This window comes from Vibrio sp. FF145 (assembly GCF_041439075.1).
GTDB lineage: Bacteria > Pseudomonadota > Gammaproteobacteria > Enterobacterales > Vibrionaceae > Vibrio > Vibrio tasmaniensis_A.
In genome coordinates this window covers 14,632-35,981 of sequence record NZ_JBGONH010000033.1, presented here as the reverse complement: position 1 = coordinate 35,981, position 21,350 = coordinate 14,632, and the positions used below count along the sequence as shown (strand labels likewise).

Below are 21,350 nucleotides of genomic sequence, written 5' to 3'. Positions count from 1 at the left end.
ACCTCTTAGATTAATTGTTTTCTTCTACTGATTTGGACATCTGCGCAGCATTCCAAACCAAATCACCAATACCATCAGTTGGTTTAAACCCAGTAGGAGCATCCAGTAGAAGCTTGCGAATCGATTCATGATCTAGGTTGTGACAAGCAAAATCTAAAGATTCGAGTAGCTTGTCATACACATCAACTGGTAAGAACAATTCTTGCGCCGTCATGATCCGCTCATGGGCAGTACGTGAGACGTTATCGCCAATCAATAACTCTTCATAGAGCTTTTCTCCCGGGCGTAAACCTGAGAATTTTATTTCGATATCGCCATGCTGGTTATCTTCGTTCTTAACTGACAGCCCAGACAACTTGATCAAATTTTCAGCAAGGTCGGTGATTTTCACTGACTCGCCCATATCCAGAACGAACACATCTCCACCTTTCCCCATAGCACCGGCTTGAATAACCAATTGTGCAGCCTCAGGGATAGTCATAAAGAAACGTGTGATGTCAGGATGAGTAACAGTAAGAGGTCCCCCAGCTTTAATCTGCTTTTTAAACAGCGGAATCACTGAACCTGAAGAACCAAGCACATTACCAAAACGCACCATACAAAAACGTGTACCATTTTCTTTTAGGTTCTCTTGCTCGGCTAAAGCCTGCAAACCTAGCTCTGCCATACGCTTGGTTGTACCCATCACATTCGTTGGCCGTACCGCTTTATCTGTTGAGATCAGTACGAAAGATTCAACACCCGCTTCAATCGCCGCTTTAGCTGTATAGTAAGTGCCATATACATTATTACGCACACCCTCTACTACATTGTATTCAACAAGGGGCACGTGCTTGTACGCTGCTGCATGATAAACCGTTTCAACTCCAAAGGATTGCATTGAGGTTAACAAGCGATGTGAACGCTGAACGGAACCTAGTAGCGGGACAATTTCTACATCGTAGCCTTTGCTTTCTTTTAATAGAGACAGTTCTCGTTCAATTTGATATAATCCAAATTCAGAAAGCTCAAACAAAACTAGCGTTTTTGGCTGTTGATTTATAATTTGACGGCTAAGCTCTGAACCAATAGAACCACCCGCACCAGTCACCATTACAACTTTGCCTTTGATGTTCGCTTCCATTAAAACTTGCTGGGGCGTAACGGCATCACGTCCTAATAGGTCTTCAATTGGTACATCTGTTAACTCATCAATTTTAGCCTTACCAGAAACAATATCGGCCATATCTGGCACAGTTTGAATTTCAACTGGCAAGGGGGCTAATAAGTCCAATACTTGCTTACGACGCGCACGAGAGGCACTAGGGATAGCAAGTAATATCTTTGAAGTAGCATACTTATTGATTAAAGCCTCGGATTTATCTAATTCAATCACGGGCAAGCCCAAAATCATAGTATTAATAAGCGTCTTATCCTCATCAATAAACGCGCGAATTCGATACTTTTCTGACGCTCGAAGCGCAACAGCCAATTGACGGCCACCAGAACCGGCTCCGTAAATCAAAACCTCTTCTCTAGGATCTTTTGATGTGGTTGCGACAAGGTTTCTAACAACTAGACGAGAGCCGCCGCTCAGTAGTACCAGATAAGCACCATAAATAATAGGTACGGTACGGGGAATTGGTTCTTGTAAATAGTAGGCAAAAAGAGCCAAAGCAACCGCCGATAAAATTGCGCCTACCGAAACAATGAATAATGCTTGAAACGTCAAATAACGAAGTATAGTACGATACAAGCCAATCTTCGTGAAAATGAGAACCGTGGAAAGGACCGTCAAAGCAATCAGTAATAGGTTATCACCATCGCTCAACAACTTTACATCACCAACCCTTGTCCAGACAGCAACATGTAGAGAAAAAAGGATAAAAAAAGTATCAATACTAACACTGATAACGCGCTTGTGTACGCGAGATAAGTGCCAGATAAAGTTTAAACGTTGCATAGAATTATTCTTATTTTGGATATTTAGGTAGCCGTGTGAAGAACATAAAGTCTAACATCAAAAATTCCATTTATGGTCAGAGTAAACCAAATATAGATTCCGCTCATTCAACTATAAGCAAAGTTTTACTGGAAAAAGGGATGTCATCGAACTCAACATCAAGATATGTTATTTAACCGCATCGCCACTTCCGCTACCTGCCGCTGTCATTATGATATACTTGAAATAATCTTTTAAGGTCAATGTATCTATCATTTTTTTATCCGTCAAAGCTAGCAATTCAGGTGTCGACATATCGATATTTTGGACTTGTGCAAGGCCAGTAATACCCGGAAGAACATCATAAACACCTTTCGCATCTCGCTCTTTAATTAACTCTTTCTGATTAAACAAGTTAGGGCGAGGGCCAACAAGACTCATCTCTCCTTTTAGCACATTAACTAGCTGAGGTAATTCATCGATCTTCGTTTTACGTAAAACCCCCCCTAGCTTGGTGATGGAACTATTGCTAGAAAGATGGCTAGCTACAGACTGAGTTTCGATAGACATTGTCCTAAACTTTATCAGCCTGAAAGGCCTTTTATTACGACCAACACGCTCTTGGACAAAAATTGGAGAGCCAGTGTCGAACAAACCAATAATGATCACAATTAGTAAAACAGGCCAAAGGAAAAGCAAGCCAAAAAAAGAGGCTAGAAAATCTAATAATCGAATCATTTAAATTACTTCTTACTGTTTATGAGTGCTTGAGCGGCTTCTCTAAAGCCATCTTCTAACGATTGAGGTGGTCTCCACTCGAGCGTTTCTTTAGTGTAGGTAATATCCACTTGAAGCGAACCGACCAATCTATCCACAACATCAGATTTACCTAACAACTTTCCAGCTAATTGGTAACACCAAACGGGGACAGGCAATTGCCGGGTTGTTTGTTCAAAGGAAATCGCCATTTGACGAGCCATTTGAGAAGTTGAAACGTCATTATCATCCGAAACTAAAAAAATTTCATTAGCAGCTTTAGGGTGTTTAATACAAGTCACAATAAGATCGACTAGGTTTTCAACAGAGACTAAGCTTCTTTGGTTTTGACTTATGCAACCAAAAGGAAGAGGAATACCTTTTTCTGCCAATCGCATAAGAGAAGCAAAGTTAGCTTTTACACCAGGTCCATAAACTAGTGGAGGGCGAATAACCACAATTTCCATTCCGGTTTGCTTTCCAATTTGAAATAATTTATTCTCAGCCTCTGCCTTAGATAAACCATATTCATCTTCTGGTTCCTGAAGATCACTAGCACTAAAGGGGGCTCCAGCTCTAGTGCTTTCTCCATTTACCTTAACACTGCTAATAAAAATGAATCGTTTAACTCCTGACTTTGCTGCTTGTCGAGCCAAATTTTCCGTACCATGAGTATTCACCTCACGATATAAATCTAACGAGTCATCTCCCGTATAACCCATAGTATGAACTCGAGCAGCCAAGTGAATTACTACCTCAACACCCTCTAATACATCCAGATAATTTGAGCTACTATTTATATCGACCTTGAAAAACTGTCCATCTGACATTCTCTTAGGCTGAGTCCGTCCCAATAACAATAGATTTTCATTAGCAAGTCTAGTTGCCAACATATTACCTACTAATCCTGTACTTCCGGTTACTGCCAATTTCATCGCTGTTTCATCACTTTATTGTATGTATCTAAGTGTTTAGAGAATACAGTCTCATTAGAAAATAACCTCTCCATCAATTTCCGACCATTCCGACCTAAATTAGCTAATAACTCCCTATCATTATTCAGTCTAATTATTTCGTGCTTTAAATCTTCTACGTTACCGGGCCTAACAATAAAGCCGGTATCTCCATGAATACAAATATCAGAACAGCCACCCAAGTCAGTAGTTATCATAGGTCTACCTATAGCTGCGCTTTCGATAAGAATTCGAGGTACTCCTTCGCCGTAACGCGTCGGCAATATGACAGCATGACAACCTTCAATCAATTTACAAATATCATTACGCTCGCCAAGCCACTCTATATCATCATCATGCTTATACTCCTCAATCTTATCATAAGGAATAGCTAACGGAGAAGCATCGTCAATGATACCGGCAACTTTTAACTCCATATTCATTCCTGCAGATTTTAACTCTTTAACAGCAGAAACTAGAGTATCAAGACCTTTATCCTTTAACAAACGGCTTGCGAAGAAAATGGAAAATTTAGGGTTATGAAGTGAGTCATAATCCTGTGGAATAAATTTAAACTTATCGATATCTATCCCAGCGCCAAACACCCTACTTGAATTTTCCATTGAATAAGTTTTATTCTTGATAAGAAAGTTTCGATCTACGTCATTTTCAAAAAGAGCATGATTTTTATGAGTTGTTGTGGAATGTTTTATCACTGAAAATATTAAAAGTCTTAATATTTTATAGTGTAGTCTATCAGAAGTACTAAGAGTACCTAAACCTGCATAAGTAGACACCAATGGAATTGATAACTTTTTACATATAACTGCTGAATATAAATTAGGCTTTATAGTAACCGAATGAACGATCGAAGGCATAATTTTATTAATTATTTTGAAGAGACTTAATAGTGCAAAAATCTCTTTAATTGGGTTTAATTTACTCCTATTCATTGAAAATAGGTGTATCGTAAATTTCAAACTTTCAAACTTTCTAATAAGGTGAGAACGACACTCCGGTAGAGCAACATGGACTTCGTAACCTTCAGCTTTTAAGTAATTGGCTCGATCTAACCAATGCAAATCAAAATACCAATCAGCATTCAAAACAAACAATATAACTTTATTCAAACTAACTCCACCTTTTAAAATAAGATAAGAATATCAAAGGTTGTATCAACTGACGAGTAAACAAACAGACAACAATCAATAAAATAGATTCAAAATCAAATAAAAAACCCAACATAGCAAAAGTAATAATAACAGAAACAAATGAATATAGTAAAAGCGCTCGATTATAACCTAAATAATAAGTTTTATGCACAAAATAAAACTCTACCCCACCGCTAATTATAAAAAAACATGCACATAATACATCAAAGAAACTATAGGTGTAAAAATCACCAAAAAAAAGTGGATAAACAAAAAACAAAAAACATGCCAATAAAAACAATGAAGAAAAACAAAAAAACACAATAGCTATCACTTTAGATTTAGCTATTTGTTTTGGTGAAGACATAATTCTTCTATAAAAAATAGGAATTAAAGAGTCAACTAATTTTGCAAGCTCAAGGGGAACCATAACCAATATTGAATAATAAGCTAACTTCTCGGATCCTAAATTATTTTTAATCAAAATCTTATCTAGGGAAAAGGCTAACGTCCCAAGCCCAGAGGCAAAAGTGGTTACTATTGCTGATTTTAAGTAAATACTATTCGTATTGATTGATGATTTCGTTGATAAATTATGACAAAAGCTGGACCAAGATATTAAATTCGGGACAATCAAACTCAAAATATAGAATGGAAATATCCATAAAAAGTTGACTTCTAATAACATCAACGACCAATATGCTATCATCAAGAAAAATATAGACAAGATCTTATTAATCGTTAATAACTTAACAGCCTGAGACTTTAACCTCAATCCAATCAAATAATTTCTAAATCCCGTTGTTGTTTCAAAAAAAGGCAATAATAAAACTAGGCAAGACATAAGAAATATAAGTTCAGGGCTTAAATCATTGTTTGCACATAAATATACAACAAGAACTATTGATCCTAGAATACCACCAAGCACCCGAGCAATAGTTACATTAAATAACGACAATCGTATTTTTTTTACAATACTTCTTAAAATCACGCCATCATATGAAGGAAGTGAGAATAGCATTAGAATTGGCAATATAGACATAATATAACGTACATCACCAAACTCTGATGGAGACAATGAATTAGTAGCTAAATAAGTAAATAACAACGCATGAAATGCACCTAGAATTTGAGACAAACCTGAAGCAAACACTAATTTCATTCTATTTAACATCAAAATATTCTTCTAATCTTAAACATACAATTAGTTAACCTTTCAGACCAACCTTCAATGTAAGAAAATACAACTATCCAATGCCTCATTCCAACATTGGTTCGACCGATGAGTAAAGGAAATTGCCCTGATGATAAGAAATTAGAGTCCGATGTAAGTGCATATTTAAAACCAAGTTCACCAACTAAAGTTACACTCAAGTCTGAATAACACCCATAGGGATAAGTAAAACCAGAAACATCAACATTAATTTTTTCTATAATTTTCACCTTATCCTTTAAAATAGCATCTCTTTTAAAAGACAATTCAATATTAGGATCTTTCATATCAGTATGATAGTGTGAATGACTGAAAATTGTAGATCCATGTTTTTTTAATTCAATCAGCTGCTCCCAACTTAATGATTTTTCTCCCCAAGTATTGATATGATTTTGACAATAATGAAATGACTCCCCCTCATCCAAACCAATAAAATCCGAATTAATGGATAAAATGGGTTTAACATTATACTTGATAAAAACAGGTAAACCGTGAGTAAACCAAGACTCATAACCATCATCAAGAGAAATAATCACATTAACTCTTGATTTTGACAAATTCCCGTTCAAATAGTCATCCCAAGATATTAAATTATACCTACTAGAGATTTTTTCTAGAGCTTTATCAAATCGTTTTGGATGATCAATATGATGAAATACTAGAATTCTTGTTTTCCCTTTGTTTTTATTATGTTTTCCTTTGAACAGGACTTCAGAAATACAGTACAAAAAACCGCAAATAAATCTTTTAATCTTGTTTTTCATTTTTACGCTCATGGATAATGGCAAGAAGGTCGTTCAGTGATTCGTCCAAAGATTCAGTATCGAATATTATATGGTTCTCATTTTTAATAATATCTTTAATCGAGCTCTGAATTTTTCCTATTTCTTCAATTGATAACTCTTGTTTACGCGCATAGACAACATCAGGCCTCGCAACTAAACAAACAAACAAATCGGGTTTAGGTGTAAACTTAAAAATCAGATCATTTATTCTAGAAAGCATTCCCTTTAACATAGATGCTCTATTTGTTCCGGGGAAGCGATCAATTAAAACAGTATATCCTACGGTCTTCAGAAAATAAACTTTAAAACTTCTTAAAATATTTTCAAAATAATATAAAGCATAAATAAACCTGTTAAATGGTGATGGAATCTTTAAAATAATGCAGTATATTTTTTGCAAAAAGAAGAACCAATCCCCCATGTACTGCTTTTTACATACTGTTGTTTGACTAATAAGATCTATAATAAATGTTTTACCTGAACCATCAGGGCCCAGAAATGAAATCGACTTACCCGTGTTAAATAATTCAAGATATTTTGAAATTCTAAATTTTGATTTTTTAACAAAATAGCCTTTCATTATTTTATTTCTAATAACATTGAGATTACTCCCCTTAATCTCAGATGCTTTATAAAAACAATAATCATTAACAAAACTTAGTAGCTGTTCTGGTGAATTTAACCCCCTTTCAGGTTTAAACACAAAGCTTTTCAAATCTCTCGCTAGTTTAGGATCGTTTGCAAGTATATGCTCCCCAGTATCACTAATAGAAAACTGAGGTAATAAAGTATAAAACATAGAAAAACTTGAAAAAACATCAAACATAAATAGCTTATGATTTTCAAACTTAACAAAAACTAATTGTTCTTTTGAATCTCGAATAAATACAAACCCAAATTCTGAACCAATCCTTTTAGCTTCATTGATGTGTTCATTGGGAACATAGATATCGATATCCTTAGGGTATTCAGAAAGAGGAGAGTGCGGGACAGCTCCACTTAAAGAACACAGTTTTTCAAAACATTTGGTGACAGACATAATTAACCCAAGATAAAAATCATTACAATTAGAAGATGAACAATGGATTTAAGAGTACCATGGCCAGCTTTGACCCTAAAAGACAACATATTTCTAGCAACTCTAAAAACATACCAATAAGACATATTAATATTACTGATTGAATTATAACCAGCAATAAAATCCCGTTGACAACTCTTAATAAACTTCATATCAAAAATTGATTTTTTCACTCCAAAACAACTCGGAAGAGACATCAAAAAAAAGAAGTAATCCAACTCTGCATTGCCGTACATTAACGACATATGACTACCAAGAATTTCAGGAGGATTAGAATCAATAACCGAAAGATTGCCTTCCGAGAAAAATAAGTTATGCGGGGCAAAATCAGAATGCAGCAATTTAGAACTACCCGAAGTATGCAGTTTTGCCAAAACCCTTCCGGCCTGATATAGTGCAGAGGATAAGCTTTCATTTTTATTCAAAATTAACTCCTCTACACTAGAAGGCAACTCTAAATACTCAAAGCAAATAGATTCTTTCGTATACGAAATCGGCTTTGGTATTAAACAGGAACCCTTAAGAACACCCCATACTGCTACAGAATGAACATATAGAGCTTCTACATCATTAACCTCTATATATTTTATTTTTTTTGTAAATGTTTTATTTGACATAATTTTTAGCATGCTTAAACATATGGCCAGTATCCCAAACTGTAATATTCTCGTCTAAAAAATCAAAGGCTAAAATACCAGCAGCAGGTCCAAGTGAAGCCAAAACTATAACATTAGACACATCTAAATTATTAGACAATATTACATTTCTAATGTCGTTTTTTATCGTATCTAGCCTCTCAAATGCATCAACTTTACCACACTCGACAAAAAAATTCGTTTGTCCTAGAGTTATGTTAGACAATTTGTTAGCATCACCTGTCGCTACGATTACCGTTTTGCCTCTGAGATGACCTGTTAACTTTTTCCAATCGAAATTAGGTGAACAAAAGGGAACAAACAACCTACAGTCGCCATACCTTTTACTTTTATTTAAAAATTTATATAAAAATGTTTTAGTATAAACCCACATATTATAATCGAACGGTTCATCTAGTTTTGAGTTCTTATCTGATAAAAAATAATGAGGAGGATTAATGGCTATAAGTAATCTAGGGTCTTCAGTCGTCAAAACTGACGTCATAGCCTTGATAAGTTTTGATGAATTTTTCTGTGACCAATCTGAATCGGGTGGATAAATACCAAACCCAGCCAATTGGTCAAATTCTCCATCGTTAAATCTAGCTAATGACATCCCACTATCTATTAATTCTGCTAGAGTTTCATTATAATCCAAATAGTGAAATTCAGCATACTTCTCAGAATAATCTATCTTACTATGTTTATAATATATATTTTTAAGCACCCAGCTTATAAAACATTTGGGGTTATCTAAAATCTGAAAAATCCTAACAAATGGATATCTCCCCTTGATGCTAATCCTTCTTAAAAATATACTCATTAATTTTCCTCATTGAGATATCATTATTAAGACGTACGAGTGAATACATCTTAAAATATTCAGTAAAACAGACTTTATAACTATAATTCCTTAGATCTAAAATATAGTTGGCTAGCATACCTAAAATATAACTGGTCAAACTCTTTTTCCCTGAAAGTCTAGACCATAAGTAATATCTATATAAAACCCTCATCCTCATAACACTTATTGATGCAGAACCATGACTGCCAAAATCGTTATGAATAACTTTTAACCCTGGTAGTATTACAAGAGATGCTCCATACTTCTTAGTTATTTCATTCCCAATAAATAAATCCTCCAAAAAAGACCAAGTCATCATTTCATTTGGAAAATTTATGTTACTTAGAACATCCTTGCGATAGACCATATTACAACCAAACAACCACTCTGATTTTCTTTCAAAACAGGTGTTATGACCTCTAATATTATCTCCCCAACCAGATTTTAATATCCTATTACTTTCTCCATTTGAGTAAATATTAAGACCTCTACCTATCAAGGTAAATAGCTTATTTTTTTCAACTCTTGGATTATTCTCATAAATACCACCTACACCATTACAATCGGGGTTATTTTCCAAATAGCCAAGTGCAGTTTCTATATATTCTTTCGGTGGGGATATATCATCATCCCAATATATTAATACCTCTTTATTTGAATTCAACATACCCAAATACCTAGCATTGGCTAGTGACTTTATATTCGTATTGATAAATACCACCGTATCTCTAATTAACTTAGGGACGATGTCATCGTCTATAAACTCGTCTCCTTGATTAACTATAATAATTTCACTGGGCAACTGAGTTTGACATGAAGCATCTATCAGTAATTTCCTCAATGAATCACTTCGATTCAATGTTGGAATAATTAGAGAGCAATCCATTTTGTTGTCCTTTTATTACGTTCGTTTTTGATAAGGAAAATATATATGCAAGATAGAAGTCAAAGAATATAAACGATGTTAAAACTTCATCTTTAAAAGAATGAATTAACATCAATAATGTAACAACCCCCAAGGAAGCACTAGTTTTAACTTCTAGAAAAAAAAGAATTATTATCGCGAATAAAATCAGAATCAAACTAGGAAAACCTGATTGTAAATACCATCGAGTATAAAAAACATCATTCCCACCCAATGCATGAAACCTATTATGTCCATTCCCAAACACTAATTCTTTGACGTCTAAAGGAAAACGATAGAACTTCATGGTTTCTGAAGATGAATAATTACTTCCAGCATCCATCTTCATTACAACATCAATTGCTTCTAACATCCGATTTAAATGTACAATTGCAATATCATATTGGTTTAAATAGAAAGATAGTAATAGTAAGAAAATTAAAAAAATCAAGGTTCTACTTAAAAATACCTTAACATCCCCTTTAAACAGACTTACAACTGTCACGAACACGAGATACATTACATATAATAGAGAAAAAATCATCACCAACCTTGGGCCGAAAACAATCCCAGACACTACTAAAGGTAGGAGTTTATAATGTGATTTAAATCTTATAATCAAAATTAAAGAAAACAACGACAACAACGAGCTTACTTGAGAACTTCGAATTAGCCCCCCTTTGCGAAATGGCTCATAGTCTACGGAAGAGTCATAACCCCAGAGCCCCCCATATTTCATATATACCGGCAATGAATACAGATTCGTTGTTTGCTCTAAAACCTGAATTAAAATAAAAAAACCATTAAGGGCAGCTAAATATATAATAATCTTACATAAAACATTTCGATTTATTTTCAAGCGAAAGTAATAAATGAAACAACTTGAAATCAACAACCTTACAGCGCTAAATACACCTTGAGTACTCTCTTTGTTCACAAAATAAGATATAGAGCACCATACTAACAAGCAAAAGAAAATAAAAAGAGAAAACTGCTTTAATTCTTTCTCTAAGACTGGTTCTTGATTCATTATAGTTAACTTTTGTATATTGATATCCATTTACGAGCAATGCTATCTAAATCAAATTTAGTCATCACAACCTCGCGACACTTATCATAGCTAACTTTATCATTTGATGAAAAAACAGCCATGACCTCTCTAGCCAATGCATAATGGTCAGAGACAGGTACGACACCGTTTCCAACAATCTCTTTCATCCCACCGCAATCGGTAGCAACGACTGGACACCCGCAACCAAATGCTTCAACGGCCACTAAGCCAAAACCCTCCCAACGCGAAGCAATAACTAAGCAATCTGCAGCTGACATGAATCGCTCTACATCATGTCGACTTCCCACTAGCATAACATTTTCTTCTAGGTCCAAATCTAGTATGGATTGGTAAATATTCCCCTTCAATTCGCCATCACCCACTATGATTAACTTAACACTATCATCATCATCCAATATTAGGGACATTGCACGCAGCAGGTTGGGATAATCTTTAGCTTCTGTCAGACGACCAACAGCAAGAAGAAGCTTTGTGCTTTCACCAATACCAAATTCTTTTCTAATAAAACCTCTATCTACAGAGCTAAATGAAAACCGTTTAAAATCAACACCATTATATACACATTTCATTTCATCTTTCTTTACAATCCCCTGCTCTATAAAGCTATCAATAGCAGTGTGACTTACATTTGTAAAAACATCAGACAAAAAATTGGTATATCGATATATTTTATTTATAACCCCTGCACCTTCAAAGTTACTATGCGCAGTACAAACAAGCTTTTTAATAGGGCAAAAAATACGTACGAGCCTAGTCAATATATTAGCATGAATCATATGACTATGAACAACATCGGGTTGTTTATTAATGATAATACGTCTAATATCAACAATTGCCTTCATCAAGGATAATGGTCTTTTATTCAGCCCTAGACTAATTATTTCAACATTTGACTTCGGCGATATGCATACAGTTCCTGTAAGACTAATCAATGTTACAGTATGTCCCATAGCAAACATTTTATCTATTATACTTGACACTTGAGTCTCAGCGCCTCCTATTTTTAGGCCCGTAATAACATAGATAATATTCATTAAAATTCACTCAACTAGCTATATAAAAAACACAATGAACACTATTCGTTCAACAATTAGAAAATGTGAGCATGTATACTTAACTACTTTTCTCACATTTACCTTTGGCGCCCCCTATCACCCCGCCCCACTCCCAAAAAGCAACTTACTTTTGCAGCCCTCGAAAAACCCCTTTAAGCCCAACACAAATACTCTTTCGGAGCTCTGTATTTAACGTACAGTTCAATTGGCGGTTCATTTAACCTCTACAAGCTTAATAAATTCATGTACGTTTGACGAATTCGTCACAGCTTTTCAGATACGTACTTGTACGTGATTCGACTGTCATTTTCACTCATTACAACACCAACCACTTGTGCATGCTTTCAGCAACCCAGTAACCTCGATATAATTCATCAAACATCTCGGTAGATGGAATGACGATATAACTTCTTAGCACTTTGCGACCACGCCGTGGACATCTTCCTCTTCGAGAAGCACACTCAGAATAATAGCTAAATTGCCCCAATAAAAACCACCTGTAAAGGCTTTTGAAGACTGGGGAGATTGTTTCACAAATATTGAACAATCTCCTTTTTGCCGACTACCAGTTATGCAATTGAGCACATGCACCAAATAGCATAAACACTAATAACTCGACCTTTAACTTGAGAAACTCATAGATGGTCGTTATTTCGAGCTCATTTTTAGTTGCTCTAAAATTAGCATCAACAGAATAAGAATTGACCATATGCGTTATGACATTTTTCTTGCCTTGAACATACATGCATTCTCCCACCAATGGCTATATTTTTTCATATTGAACATCGTTGAACCTTGACTTGGAATACCTGACAAGTAATGATTGAGCTTTCTAAGGCCATTCTATGCCCTCTCTCCAAAGCCCCCCCCAGGCTTTCAGTCCATATAGCAAGGCAGTCATCATTTAAAACATAACTTCAAAGAAATCATAAGTGATTTATCGGGCCTTACGGCTATCAGCCAATAGAGTAAAGTGGTCTAAATTCGTCGCAATTCACCTTTTTAATCTCATCCTGTTATCTAAACATTATATCTAACTGATTTTTTTTTAAATTTCATCCCTAAACGTTGAGACACACAACGTAACTAACATAAAAAACCAAGAAAGCTACCGCCCTTAGGTTTGGCTCCTATAAGCAAGGTTCATCATCAGTGTGTGATTTTTAACATTTGCGGGGGCTGATTCAACTAATGCGATAATAACAACTCAGGTATAAATTGTCGAATTGATATCCCCTACCCTTTAAAAGTCAGATTTAAATGTCAAGTTACTGGGATACGTACCAACTTTTCGCTTTTGGTAACTCGTAACTGGCTATTCGACTATTCGCATCTCACTACTGATCTTCAGCGTCCGCTTTAATTACTTTTTATCGCTAGAATATGCGTAGTTATAATAACCATAGCCATACGAGCTTGATGCTTTCTTTTCCATAGCGTTAAAGATAACGCCTTTAACTTCAATGCCCGACTGTTCGAAGCGGTTACGAGCAACATCGATCTCTTTGATGGTGTTTTGGCCGTAACGCGCAACCATTAATGTGGTGCCAGCGAAAGCGCCAACAATGCTTGGATCGGTTACTGCTAGTACAGGTGGGGTATCGACAATCACCAAGTCATACTCTTTTGAAGCCCATTCCATTAGTTCTGCAAAACGTGAATGCATCAACAATTCAGATGGATTGGGTGGCACTTGGCCTCGAGTAATTATATCTAGATTAGCTACTGGTGCTGTCTTAATGAATTGAGTAAAGTCTTGCTTACCACTTAACAAGTCAGAAAGGCCGTTGTCCCACTTAAAACCAAAACTTTGTTGTAAGTACCCTTTACGCATATCTGCGTCAATCAGCAGCACTTTTTGACCTGTTTTTGCTGCTACCGCTGCGAAGTTGGTTGAGATAAATGACTTACCGATACCCGGCGCAGGGCCTGATATCATCAGAATGTTATTCTTTGCTTCTAACATCGCAAAGTGCAAACTGGTACGAAGGCCACGTAGTGCCTCGATGGACAAATCGGCAGGGTTAGATTCGGCAAGCAGTGCCTGAGTTCCCTTAGTTTTCTGTTTCTTCAATTTAAAGCGATTGGTTAGCTCTACTTGTAAATCTGATTTAGGTACAGCTGCATATACGGGAAGGCCAATTTGCTCTATTTGGTCTGGGCTTTCAATACCGCGGTGAAATGCCGCTTTCAAGAACACTAATGAAACACTTAGCATCCCACCCAGTAGCGTTGCTAATAAAACAATCAGCGGTTTCTTAGGTTTTACAGCGTGTGTATACGCTTGAGCGTCATCTAAGATACGAACGTTACCTACCGTACCTGCTTTAATGATGCTTAGCTCTTGAACCTTGTTTAAAAGCTGGATGTAAATTTGTTGGTTTACTTCAACATCACGTGTCATACGCAGTACTTCACGTTGTGTTTTGGGTAGTTTTTGCACTTGCTTGTTTAGACGATCTTTCTCGCTAAACAACGTCTTACGCTTATCAAGTAGGGCTTTGTATGCTGGATGATCCTTGGTAAAGCGCTGACTTATTTCACTCTCTTTAAACGTAAGTTCATTCAACTGTGCTTCAAGCTCAACCATTACCTTCAAGGTTGATTGTGCCTCTAACCCCAAATCAATTGATTCGTTTTCTTGACGGTAATTGTTTAGAACGTCTTCATAGCCGGTTAACTCAGACTTAATGCCTGGCAGATGACTTTCTAAGAACGATAAGCTCTTCTCTGCTTCCGCTGAATTACGTTTCACGTTTTGTAAAAAGTAAATCTGGCTAATATGATTAAGGATTTCAGAAATCTGCTGTTTGTTTTCGCCTTCAAAGCTTAGCTTCAAAATACCAGTTTGCTTGCCTTGCTCAGACAGAGCCAAAGAAGATTTCAACCATCCGATCGCTTCTAATCGGCTACGCTTGCCAATTGAGAACTCAAAATCATTATGTGACTCGAAACCTGACACAAACAAGCTATAGTCATCAGCGGTTTCCAACTCACCTACTCTACCTTGTAAAATAATGCGCTCATCGTCACGTACCAATTGGTAAGTTCCTTGCTCGGCATCGAGAATTTTAATCGTGTGCGCGTAACTGCTTGCATAGTTCGGCAAAATAAAGTGGCTAACAACAATATGGTTGATGTCACCGGTTAGGCGAGCAAAGCCCTTACCGACGATTGGCGCATAGTTAGGTGAAATTGCTGTAGTGAGGTTAAATTTATCGACCGTTTTACCCAAAATCATACGAGATTTGATGATCTCAACTTCTGCAGTTGCAGAAGATTCTTGAGAGAACAGTTCTCCCATATCACCAACCATCGACGAAATGCCGCCAGAGCTCTTCTCTTCAATTTGAATCAGGGCATCCGCTTTATATATCGGCGTTGAAAGCATGGCAAACGCAATACCAAACACAGCAAAAGCGAATGTGGTCAGCATAATTAGCCATTTAGCGTCCAGTAAAGTGCCAAGCAGTTTCCCTAAGTCTATCTCATCAGAGTTATCTGTTGGTGATTGCTGAGATGGTTGTGTTGTCATCAGATTACTACTTCCTAAGTTATTGCTATTTAAGAGACGTAAAATACGCTACGCGTACTTCTCTCTTATATGATCTGTTGGGGCTTGGTTACGTTTAGAACACGACATTTAAACACGGTAAAATATACCTACAGTTTTTTTGCCCAAGCTTGTGCAGCTTCGTTAATCAGCTGATACGCATGTTCAAACGCTTCACGGCTTTGGCGATAAGGGTCAGGAATATCCTGTCGACCAATCCACTGGCCAAACAACATGGTCTTACCTCGTGCCTCTGGTGAGATTTGAGTGAGCGCTTCTAAGTGCCCCTTCTCCATCACCAATATTAAATCATATTGGGCACAAAGCTGTGCCGTAACTTGTTGAGACTGATGGTTTTCAACATCTACCTCATTTTCTGCGGCAATTGCAATCGCAATCTCGTCAGCTGGTTTACCAATTAAACGACTTTTTTCAGCAGCAATGCCGGCAGAAGCAACTTCTTTATTAGGCAACAACTTTTGAAGAACGCGCTCTCCAGTCGGAGAACGACAAATATTACCCACGCAGACCACTAAAATTTTATTAAACATAACTGATTTCTAACTGTAATGAGCTTAATAAGCTACGCATACTTATAAACTGAACGAGCTTCTTAACATAAAAATCAGGCCACATATGAAATGTGACCTGATCACTACTCTATCTCAACCTAAGGCCAATTACGGATACGTAATGCACCTTCAGTCAAATTATTAATTCCGTTAATGGTTGGTACTAACTGTCCGACAACACGGTTCCAACGGCTGATTGGTGCTGCCGTTACATAAACAATATCGTAAGGTTTTAAATCAAACTCGGTGCCAATCACCAGTGCTGAGGCATCTTCTATATTGAGTTGGTAAATATCGGCCATGCGTTGTGATTTATCATCAGAAGTTCGAATAACAAACACGCCCGTTGCATCAGCTGTAAGTTCATTTATGCCACCAACATGACTGAGAGCTTCAGTCAAGCTCATACCCTCTCTATCAATTTTTAATAGTTTCGGCTCGTTAACCTCCCCCATAACGAAGACTTTCTGCTTGTCATTACGAGGCACGTGAACAATATCACCGGCTTGCAGTAAACGGTTTTGTGTGAGGTCACCACGTTGCATCAAGCCGTACAAAGACAGGCTTTCTTCAACGCCGTTACGCGTCAATGATACATTGCGCCAATCAGCATTTTCGGATAAACCACCAGAACGGTTCACGGCATCCAATAACGTCAATGGGATATTGGTGATCGGCTGCTGACCTGGTTTGGACACTTCGCCAGTAATGTAGGTTTTCTTAGAACGGAAGGCTGCCACGTTAACATCAACCTGAGGGCTTTCAATATATTTCGCCAAACGGACTGCTATGTCAGAACGAATTTCGCGAACGGTTTTTCCTGCAACCTCAACTGTACCAATGTACGGATAGAAAATTGTGCCGTCAGCATGAACCCAGTTACCTGCTTCGGTACTGCTACGGTAAGAACCCGCAGGAATAGTCAGTTCAGGATGGTCCCAAATGGTAATGTTCAAAATGTCACCGACACCCACTTGGTATTCATATTTTGCGATATCAATATCAAGCTTAGGGTTGGCTTGTGAAACCGACAGAGTATCTGTTTGGTAACTCGATACAGATTGAGCCGTCAGTGGGTAAAGGTTAACCACATCAGAAATATCAGACTTATGCTGTTGCTCTGAAGGCTGAATCACATTCTTGTTGCCTGTCGAAAGGTGAGAGCCAGGAGTTGCACACCCTGCTAATAATGCAGGAAGGAGCCCTACTAGGAGTCGATTTTTATTAATCTTCATGTTGACCAATTCATAGAAACGAAATGTGGGCGATATCCCAAAAGATACCCGATAAAAAGAGAATTTAGCTATTGTAGCTCTCACACCATGTTATAAGCATTAAAGTAAAAGGGTTAATACCTGATTGACTCACCGCACTTGTACGCAGGCTCAGGTACGCTACCGCCCCTTGATATTCCGCGAAATCACACTGCGTGAGTTAATTTTCCCCTAACAAATAAAATAAAATAAAATAAAATAAAATAAAAATTAGAACAGGGGTTTTGTAAAGCTTTCCGCAAAAGCACTAACTTTCATATACTTACCTTACTGCTCGTGCATTATCCATTATTCGTAATTATTATCAACCTCATTAACTGGGTTTAAAGTAAAACTATAGAGCCGAGATCACATAAGATTAAGTATCAAACAAACACCTAACTCCTCGAATATCGAGGGTTAAGGTGTATGCAGTCTCGTCACCCTATAATTCCCCTGTCACTCTATTTATTTCACACTACTTGGCCTTTGGAACCAAGGAGAGCGAGCATCGGTTTGATCGAACAAGTTATACTGCTTGTTCAATACTTGCCCGCCATCACGAGTGATAGGTAACCAGGTAAAGCCTGCGCGACTTGAACTTGGCTTCACAGTGACTAAATCAAACGGAATCGACACATAAAAGCCTTTGGTATAGCTGCCTTCACCGTATTCTTCGGTAGTCATGTCTGTTAGGCTGACAAACGCGCCGGCAATCACACCGCTCTTGAACTGCTTAGAGAAGTCGACCCGAGTGCCAATATCACCGGCAAGAAATTTACCGACGCCAACTTTAAGTAAAGTATCGTTCAAGAAATCCCATTGTGGGGTGTAGTAACCGGTGATAAAGCCAGTCGTGCCCTTATCAATCACTTTGTACGTTCGGCTGCTGTCATCTGGGTTGACTTGGATCTCTTGTTCAAACGTGCCGAACCAGCTTTCAGGATCTCGCTGACTTATCGCGGTCATGTCTGCACCAATGGCCCAATTTTGGTTGAATGGACGATACAGGATTTCGCCACCCACACCCGCGAACATGCTCTCTAGGTAACCACCGTAAGCTTGGGTGTAGACACCGCTGCCGTAATCTTCAAACCAAGTCAGTTGTAAACGGTCTAAGCGAACCGGGTCATCAACATAAGAGCGGAACAAGGTTCTTACTCTTGGCGTTTGGTCGGTGCCGTCTGATGGGACTTCGTAATTAAACTTGTCGTAGTTATCAATTAAGTTGACGTAAAGCGATCCCGACAGTTCGACATTGTTTAACGCCCAGAACGAAGCGTTGGTGTATAAGCCCAAACTGTACAAGTAGAAGTTTTCAGCCGAACCAAACGATTGAGCGAGGTTTGGTGAAATCGACACATCGAATCGTTCACGCCCATCATGATAGATAACGGATTTCTTGCGTTCTAATTCGTGAGTGTTTGTTGCGTCACTGGTTTGAGCGTTAAGGTAATGACTGTTCGCTGCCGCTTTGAATGCTTGCGCGTCTACCGTTGTCTCAGTGAGTTCCATCGATTTATCGTTTTCGATGATTTTATAGGTGTCGATGTAACTCGGTACCGCGTTGGCGATCACGGTCGCACCGCGCTCAAGGGCGATATCTCTGTCTCGGTATTTAACCTGAGTGCCCTTTACCACAATACTATTATCGTCGACCAAGATTTGCGCTTGTTCATAGCCAGCGACGGTTTCAAGCTCTTTAGCAAGGGCCGCCATATCAATATCGTCAACCGTCTCGACACCACTTGGGCGCAATACTGCTGTTTCGGTATCTCGCCACACCGAATACATTTCATTGAAGTTGGTAGAGAGGTCGAAACCAAGGGTTAAAGTATCACCTCGCTCGTAGCTCACTTTCGCTGAGCCCCAATCAGTGAAACGGTACACAGCACCGACGTTCCATGGCGTGTGTTGTGTCATGTCGACACCACCGCGCACAACCGGGAAGTCTTGAGAGTAATCATTGCCATCGTATTCAAGTTTCAAGGTTAGCGGCTTATATGGGGTTTGGTATTCAAAGCCACCATAAATTGCTGCATCGCCTTTGAACCAACGTTCAAAATCGACACTGCCCCCATTGCCTTTAAAATCAGACGGGCGAGCACAATACTTATCACTGGCTTTACACAGTGGGTTGGTAAAGTTACCACTAGTACCCATGTAGCCCCAAGCCATGCCAACAGTAAAATCAATCGGACCCAAACGTTTGGTTGCCGCGAAAAATTCGCCATCAAATAAGCCAGTACCACCAAAGTCACGAACACCCACCGACACTTCCGGTAAGTAGTACCCTTCTTCGATTAGACGCAGCTTAAAGTCGATGCCTTTATCGGTGTATTTAGTACAGCCACTGAATGAGTTTTGAGAGCAATCTTGATCCGCGCCTCCGCTATAAAGCAGATCCTGTACTTGTGTATAACGAATGGTGGTTTCTAGCCAAGGCATCACCTGCAGACTCACGTTATAAAAATGGTATTCATTATTAAACGAAGCACTAAAGTTGAACTCACCTTCTGGTGCCATTCGGCCTGTTGGCATTTGCATTAAGCCAACACCACCAAAGTTCATTTGCGACGTTCTATATTCGGTATCGTCGAATGATGATTTATCAGCTCGAATCGAAGACGAATCAATGGCAGTCTCTGCGTTAACCGACACACTACCAGTCATTAATAAAGCGCAGGTAACCGATGTGCACACTGCTGATAGAGGGAATGATTTCTGTTTCAGCATTACAGGCCAACCTTATGACGTAGCAAATCGACAATATCTTGGTTCAACGTTGAGTATTCCGATGGCAAAGAGTAAAACGCCATAAATACGATAGCACCTGGCGCTAAATAAACCGGCTGTTCGTTCCAGTACGCATATTGAATGGTTTGCACCATGCCATCTGACTGAATAACATACGCCACGCTTTTGTCTGCTGACTCACCAATAAAATCACTCGGTAATGCATAGAGATAATCGTTCAGCGTTCCATGTTCAATCAAATTCAATCTTACAGAATCTTTCATTACACCCATCACCTGAATGGACGTTGATCGTTGCGGTAAGTACAGCGAAAATACTTGAGTTTGACTGTTCGGCGCTTTTGTTATGGCAGCAGATGACTTGTTAGTATTAGAACTTGAAACAAGCAACGGGTTCTTATCTGGTTGAGATATAACGGCATTGAGATCTAACTCAATAAAAACTCGATTGAGATATTGGAAAGAAGCTAATTGTTGCTTTACCAGTTTTGCTTCTGGCTCTTCTACTGCCAAAGCTTCAAGCTGGTTAAATACATTGCGCTTTTGGGCTTCGATAGCTTCAGTATTGGCTTTATCAAACAGTTGAGCCGAAAGGGGAAAGTAACCAATACTGCCGTTAGCATTCGTGCTAGCGTCGTCTAATACCTGAAGCAATCGAACGTCAACTTTATACTCAAGCGTTACACCTTGAAGGGGAAGTTCAACCGCTGTCTTAATCGAAGAAGCGTAGCTAACATTGCACAAAGAGAACAACGCACTCAACACCAACAGAGCTCCCACCACTGGCAACCGACATCCCGTCATTTTTGATACATGACTCATATAGTTCATCATTTTCGTTCATTACCC

The 21,350-nt window shown here is 38.1% G+C and carries 17 protein-coding genes; all 17 read right to left on the bottom strand.

Going from position 1 to position 21,350, the window contains the following annotated elements; translation table 11 throughout:
- Nucleotides 1-10 precede the first annotated feature (10 nt).
- The gene (locus ACED42_RS13580) at nucleotides 11-1,942 is read right to left on the bottom strand and encodes a polysaccharide biosynthesis protein (protein WP_371702916.1); all 1,932 of its coding nucleotides are present in this window, start codon (nucleotides 1,940-1,942) and stop codon (nucleotides 11-13) included.
- 168 nt (nucleotides 1,943-2,110) lie between these two features.
- Nucleotides 2,111-2,659: a sugar transferase gene (locus ACED42_RS13575; RefSeq protein ID WP_269336585.1), complete on the bottom strand. Its 549-nt coding sequence runs from the start codon at nucleotides 2,657-2,659 to the stop codon at nucleotides 2,111-2,113.
- Between the two features lie 5 nt (nucleotides 2,660-2,664).
- Nucleotides 2,665-3,612 carry an SDR family oxidoreductase gene (locus tag ACED42_RS13570; protein ID WP_269336584.1) on the bottom strand — a complete coding sequence of 316 codons (948 nt, stop codon included), beginning with the start codon at nucleotides 3,610-3,612 and terminating at the stop codon, nucleotides 2,665-2,667.
- Nucleotides 3,609-4,760, bottom strand: coding sequence for a glycosyltransferase family 4 protein (locus ACED42_RS13565; protein WP_269336583.1), 1,152 nt, complete (start codon nucleotides 4,758-4,760; stop codon nucleotides 3,609-3,611). Before ACED42_RS13565 ends, ACED42_RS13570 begins: the two co-directional genes overlap by 4 nt.
- A gap of 1 nt (nucleotide 4,761) precedes the next feature.
- Nucleotides 4,762-5,955, bottom strand: a complete 1,194-nt coding sequence (locus ACED42_RS13560; protein ID WP_269336581.1) for a hypothetical protein — start codon at nucleotides 5,953-5,955, stop codon at nucleotides 4,762-4,764.
- The gene (locus tag ACED42_RS13555; RefSeq protein WP_269336579.1) at nucleotides 5,955-6,758 is read right to left on the bottom strand and encodes a polysaccharide deacetylase family protein; all 804 of its coding nucleotides are present in this window, start codon (nucleotides 6,756-6,758) and stop codon (nucleotides 5,955-5,957) included. Before ACED42_RS13555 ends, ACED42_RS13560 begins: the two co-directional genes overlap by 1 nt.
- A complete protein-coding gene (locus tag ACED42_RS13550; protein ID WP_269336578.1) occupies nucleotides 6,742-7,818 on the bottom strand; it encodes a hypothetical protein in 1,077 nt (358 codons plus the stop codon). Before ACED42_RS13550 ends, ACED42_RS13555 begins: the two co-directional genes overlap by 17 nt.
- 2 nt (nucleotides 7,819-7,820) lie before the next feature.
- Nucleotides 7,821-8,474 (bottom strand): hypothetical protein, encoded by a 654-nt coding sequence (locus tag ACED42_RS13545; RefSeq protein WP_269336577.1) that lies wholly within the window; start codon nucleotides 8,472-8,474, stop codon nucleotides 7,821-7,823.
- Nucleotides 8,464-9,315, bottom strand: coding sequence for a GT-D fold domain-containing glycosyltransferase (locus tag ACED42_RS13540; RefSeq protein ID WP_269336575.1), 852 nt, complete (start codon nucleotides 9,313-9,315; stop codon nucleotides 8,464-8,466). Before ACED42_RS13540 ends, ACED42_RS13545 begins: the two co-directional genes overlap by 11 nt.
- Nucleotides 9,290-10,222 carry a glycosyltransferase family A protein gene (locus ACED42_RS13535; RefSeq protein WP_269336574.1) on the bottom strand — a complete coding sequence of 311 codons (933 nt, stop codon included), beginning with the start codon at nucleotides 10,220-10,222 and terminating at the stop codon, nucleotides 9,290-9,292. The genes ACED42_RS13540 and ACED42_RS13535 overlap by 26 nt, the downstream gene beginning before the upstream one ends.
- A complete protein-coding gene (locus ACED42_RS13530) occupies nucleotides 10,182-11,270 on the bottom strand; it encodes a hypothetical protein (RefSeq protein ID WP_269336573.1) in 1,089 nt (362 codons plus the stop codon). The genes ACED42_RS13535 and ACED42_RS13530 overlap by 41 nt, the downstream gene beginning before the upstream one ends.
- A gap of 5 nt (nucleotides 11,271-11,275) precedes the next feature.
- Nucleotides 11,276-12,346 (bottom strand): glycosyltransferase, encoded by a 1,071-nt coding sequence (locus tag ACED42_RS13525; RefSeq protein WP_269336571.1) that lies wholly within the window; start codon nucleotides 12,344-12,346, stop codon nucleotides 11,276-11,278.
- A 1,384-nt stretch (nucleotides 12,347-13,730) separates the two neighbouring features.
- Nucleotides 13,731-15,902, bottom strand: coding sequence for a polysaccharide biosynthesis tyrosine autokinase (locus ACED42_RS13520; protein WP_269336569.1), 2,172 nt, complete (start codon nucleotides 15,900-15,902; stop codon nucleotides 13,731-13,733).
- A gap of 128 nt (nucleotides 15,903-16,030) precedes the next feature.
- Entirely contained in the window at nucleotides 16,031-16,471 is a 441-nt protein-coding gene (locus tag ACED42_RS13515) for a low molecular weight phosphotyrosine protein phosphatase (protein ID WP_269336567.1), read from the bottom strand.
- Nucleotides 16,472-16,590: 119 nt separating this feature from the next.
- A complete protein-coding gene (locus ACED42_RS13510; RefSeq protein WP_269336566.1) occupies nucleotides 16,591-17,727 on the bottom strand; it encodes a polysaccharide export protein in 1,137 nt (378 codons plus the stop codon).
- A 486-nt stretch (nucleotides 17,728-18,213) separates the two neighbouring features.
- The gene (locus ACED42_RS13505; RefSeq protein WP_371702909.1) at nucleotides 18,214-20,481 is read right to left on the bottom strand and encodes a YjbH domain-containing protein; all 2,268 of its coding nucleotides are present in this window, start codon (nucleotides 20,479-20,481) and stop codon (nucleotides 18,214-18,216) included.
- Nucleotides 20,481-21,335 (bottom strand): capsule biosynthesis GfcC family protein, encoded by an 855-nt coding sequence (locus ACED42_RS13500; RefSeq protein WP_371702907.1) that lies wholly within the window; start codon nucleotides 21,333-21,335, stop codon nucleotides 20,481-20,483. Before ACED42_RS13500 ends, ACED42_RS13505 begins: the two co-directional genes overlap by 1 nt.
- Nucleotides 21,336-21,350 lie beyond the last annotated feature (15 nt).

Coding starts and splice junctions, on each gene's coding strand:
- ACED42_RS13580 (WP_371702916.1), bottom strand. CDS start 1,942: ATGCAACGTTTAAACTTTATCTGGCACTTATCTCGCGTACACAAGCGC.
- ACED42_RS13575 (WP_269336585.1), bottom strand. CDS start 2,659: ATGATTCGATTATTAGATTTTCTAGCCTCTTTTTTTGGCTTGCTTTTC.
- ACED42_RS13570 (WP_269336584.1), bottom strand. CDS start 3,612: ATGAAATTGGCAGTAACCGGAAGTACAGGATTAGTAGGTAATATGTTG.
- ACED42_RS13560 (WP_269336581.1), bottom strand. CDS start 5,955: ATGTTAAATAGAATGAAATTAGTGTTTGCTTCAGGTTTGTCTCAAATT.
- ACED42_RS13555 (WP_269336579.1), bottom strand. CDS start 6,758: ATGAAAAACAAGATTAAAAGATTTATTTGCGGTTTTTTGTACTGTATT.
- ACED42_RS13550 (WP_269336578.1), bottom strand. CDS start 7,818: ATGTCTGTCACCAAATGTTTTGAAAAACTGTGTTCTTTAAGTGGAGCT.
- ACED42_RS13545 (WP_269336577.1), bottom strand. CDS start 8,474: ATGTCAAATAAAACATTTACAAAAAAAATAAAATATATAGAGGTTAAT.
- ACED42_RS13540 (WP_269336575.1), bottom strand. CDS start 9,315: ATGAGTATATTTTTAAGAAGGATTAGCATCAAGGGGAGATATCCATTT.
- ACED42_RS13535 (WP_269336574.1), bottom strand. CDS start 10,222: ATGGATTGCTCTCTAATTATTCCAACATTGAATCGAAGTGATTCATTG.
- ACED42_RS13530 (WP_269336573.1), bottom strand. CDS start 11,270: ATGAATCAAGAACCAGTCTTAGAGAAAGAATTAAAGCAGTTTTCTCTT.
- ACED42_RS13525 (WP_269336571.1), bottom strand. CDS start 12,346: ATGAATATTATCTATGTTATTACGGGCCTAAAAATAGGAGGCGCTGAG.
- ACED42_RS13520 (WP_269336569.1), bottom strand. CDS start 15,902: ATGACAACACAACCATCTCAGCAATCACCAACAGATAACTCTGATGAG.
- ACED42_RS13515 (WP_269336567.1), bottom strand. CDS start 16,471: ATGTTTAATAAAATTTTAGTGGTCTGCGTGGGTAATATTTGTCGTTCT.
- ACED42_RS13510 (WP_269336566.1), bottom strand. CDS start 17,727: ATGAAGATTAATAAAAATCGACTCCTAGTAGGGCTCCTTCCTGCATTA.
- ACED42_RS13505 (WP_371702909.1), bottom strand. CDS start 20,481: ATGCTGAAACAGAAATCATTCCCTCTATCAGCAGTGTGCACATCGGTT.
- ACED42_RS13500 (WP_371702907.1), bottom strand. CDS start 21,335: ATGATGAACTATATGAGTCATGTATCAAAAATGACGGGATGTCGGTTG.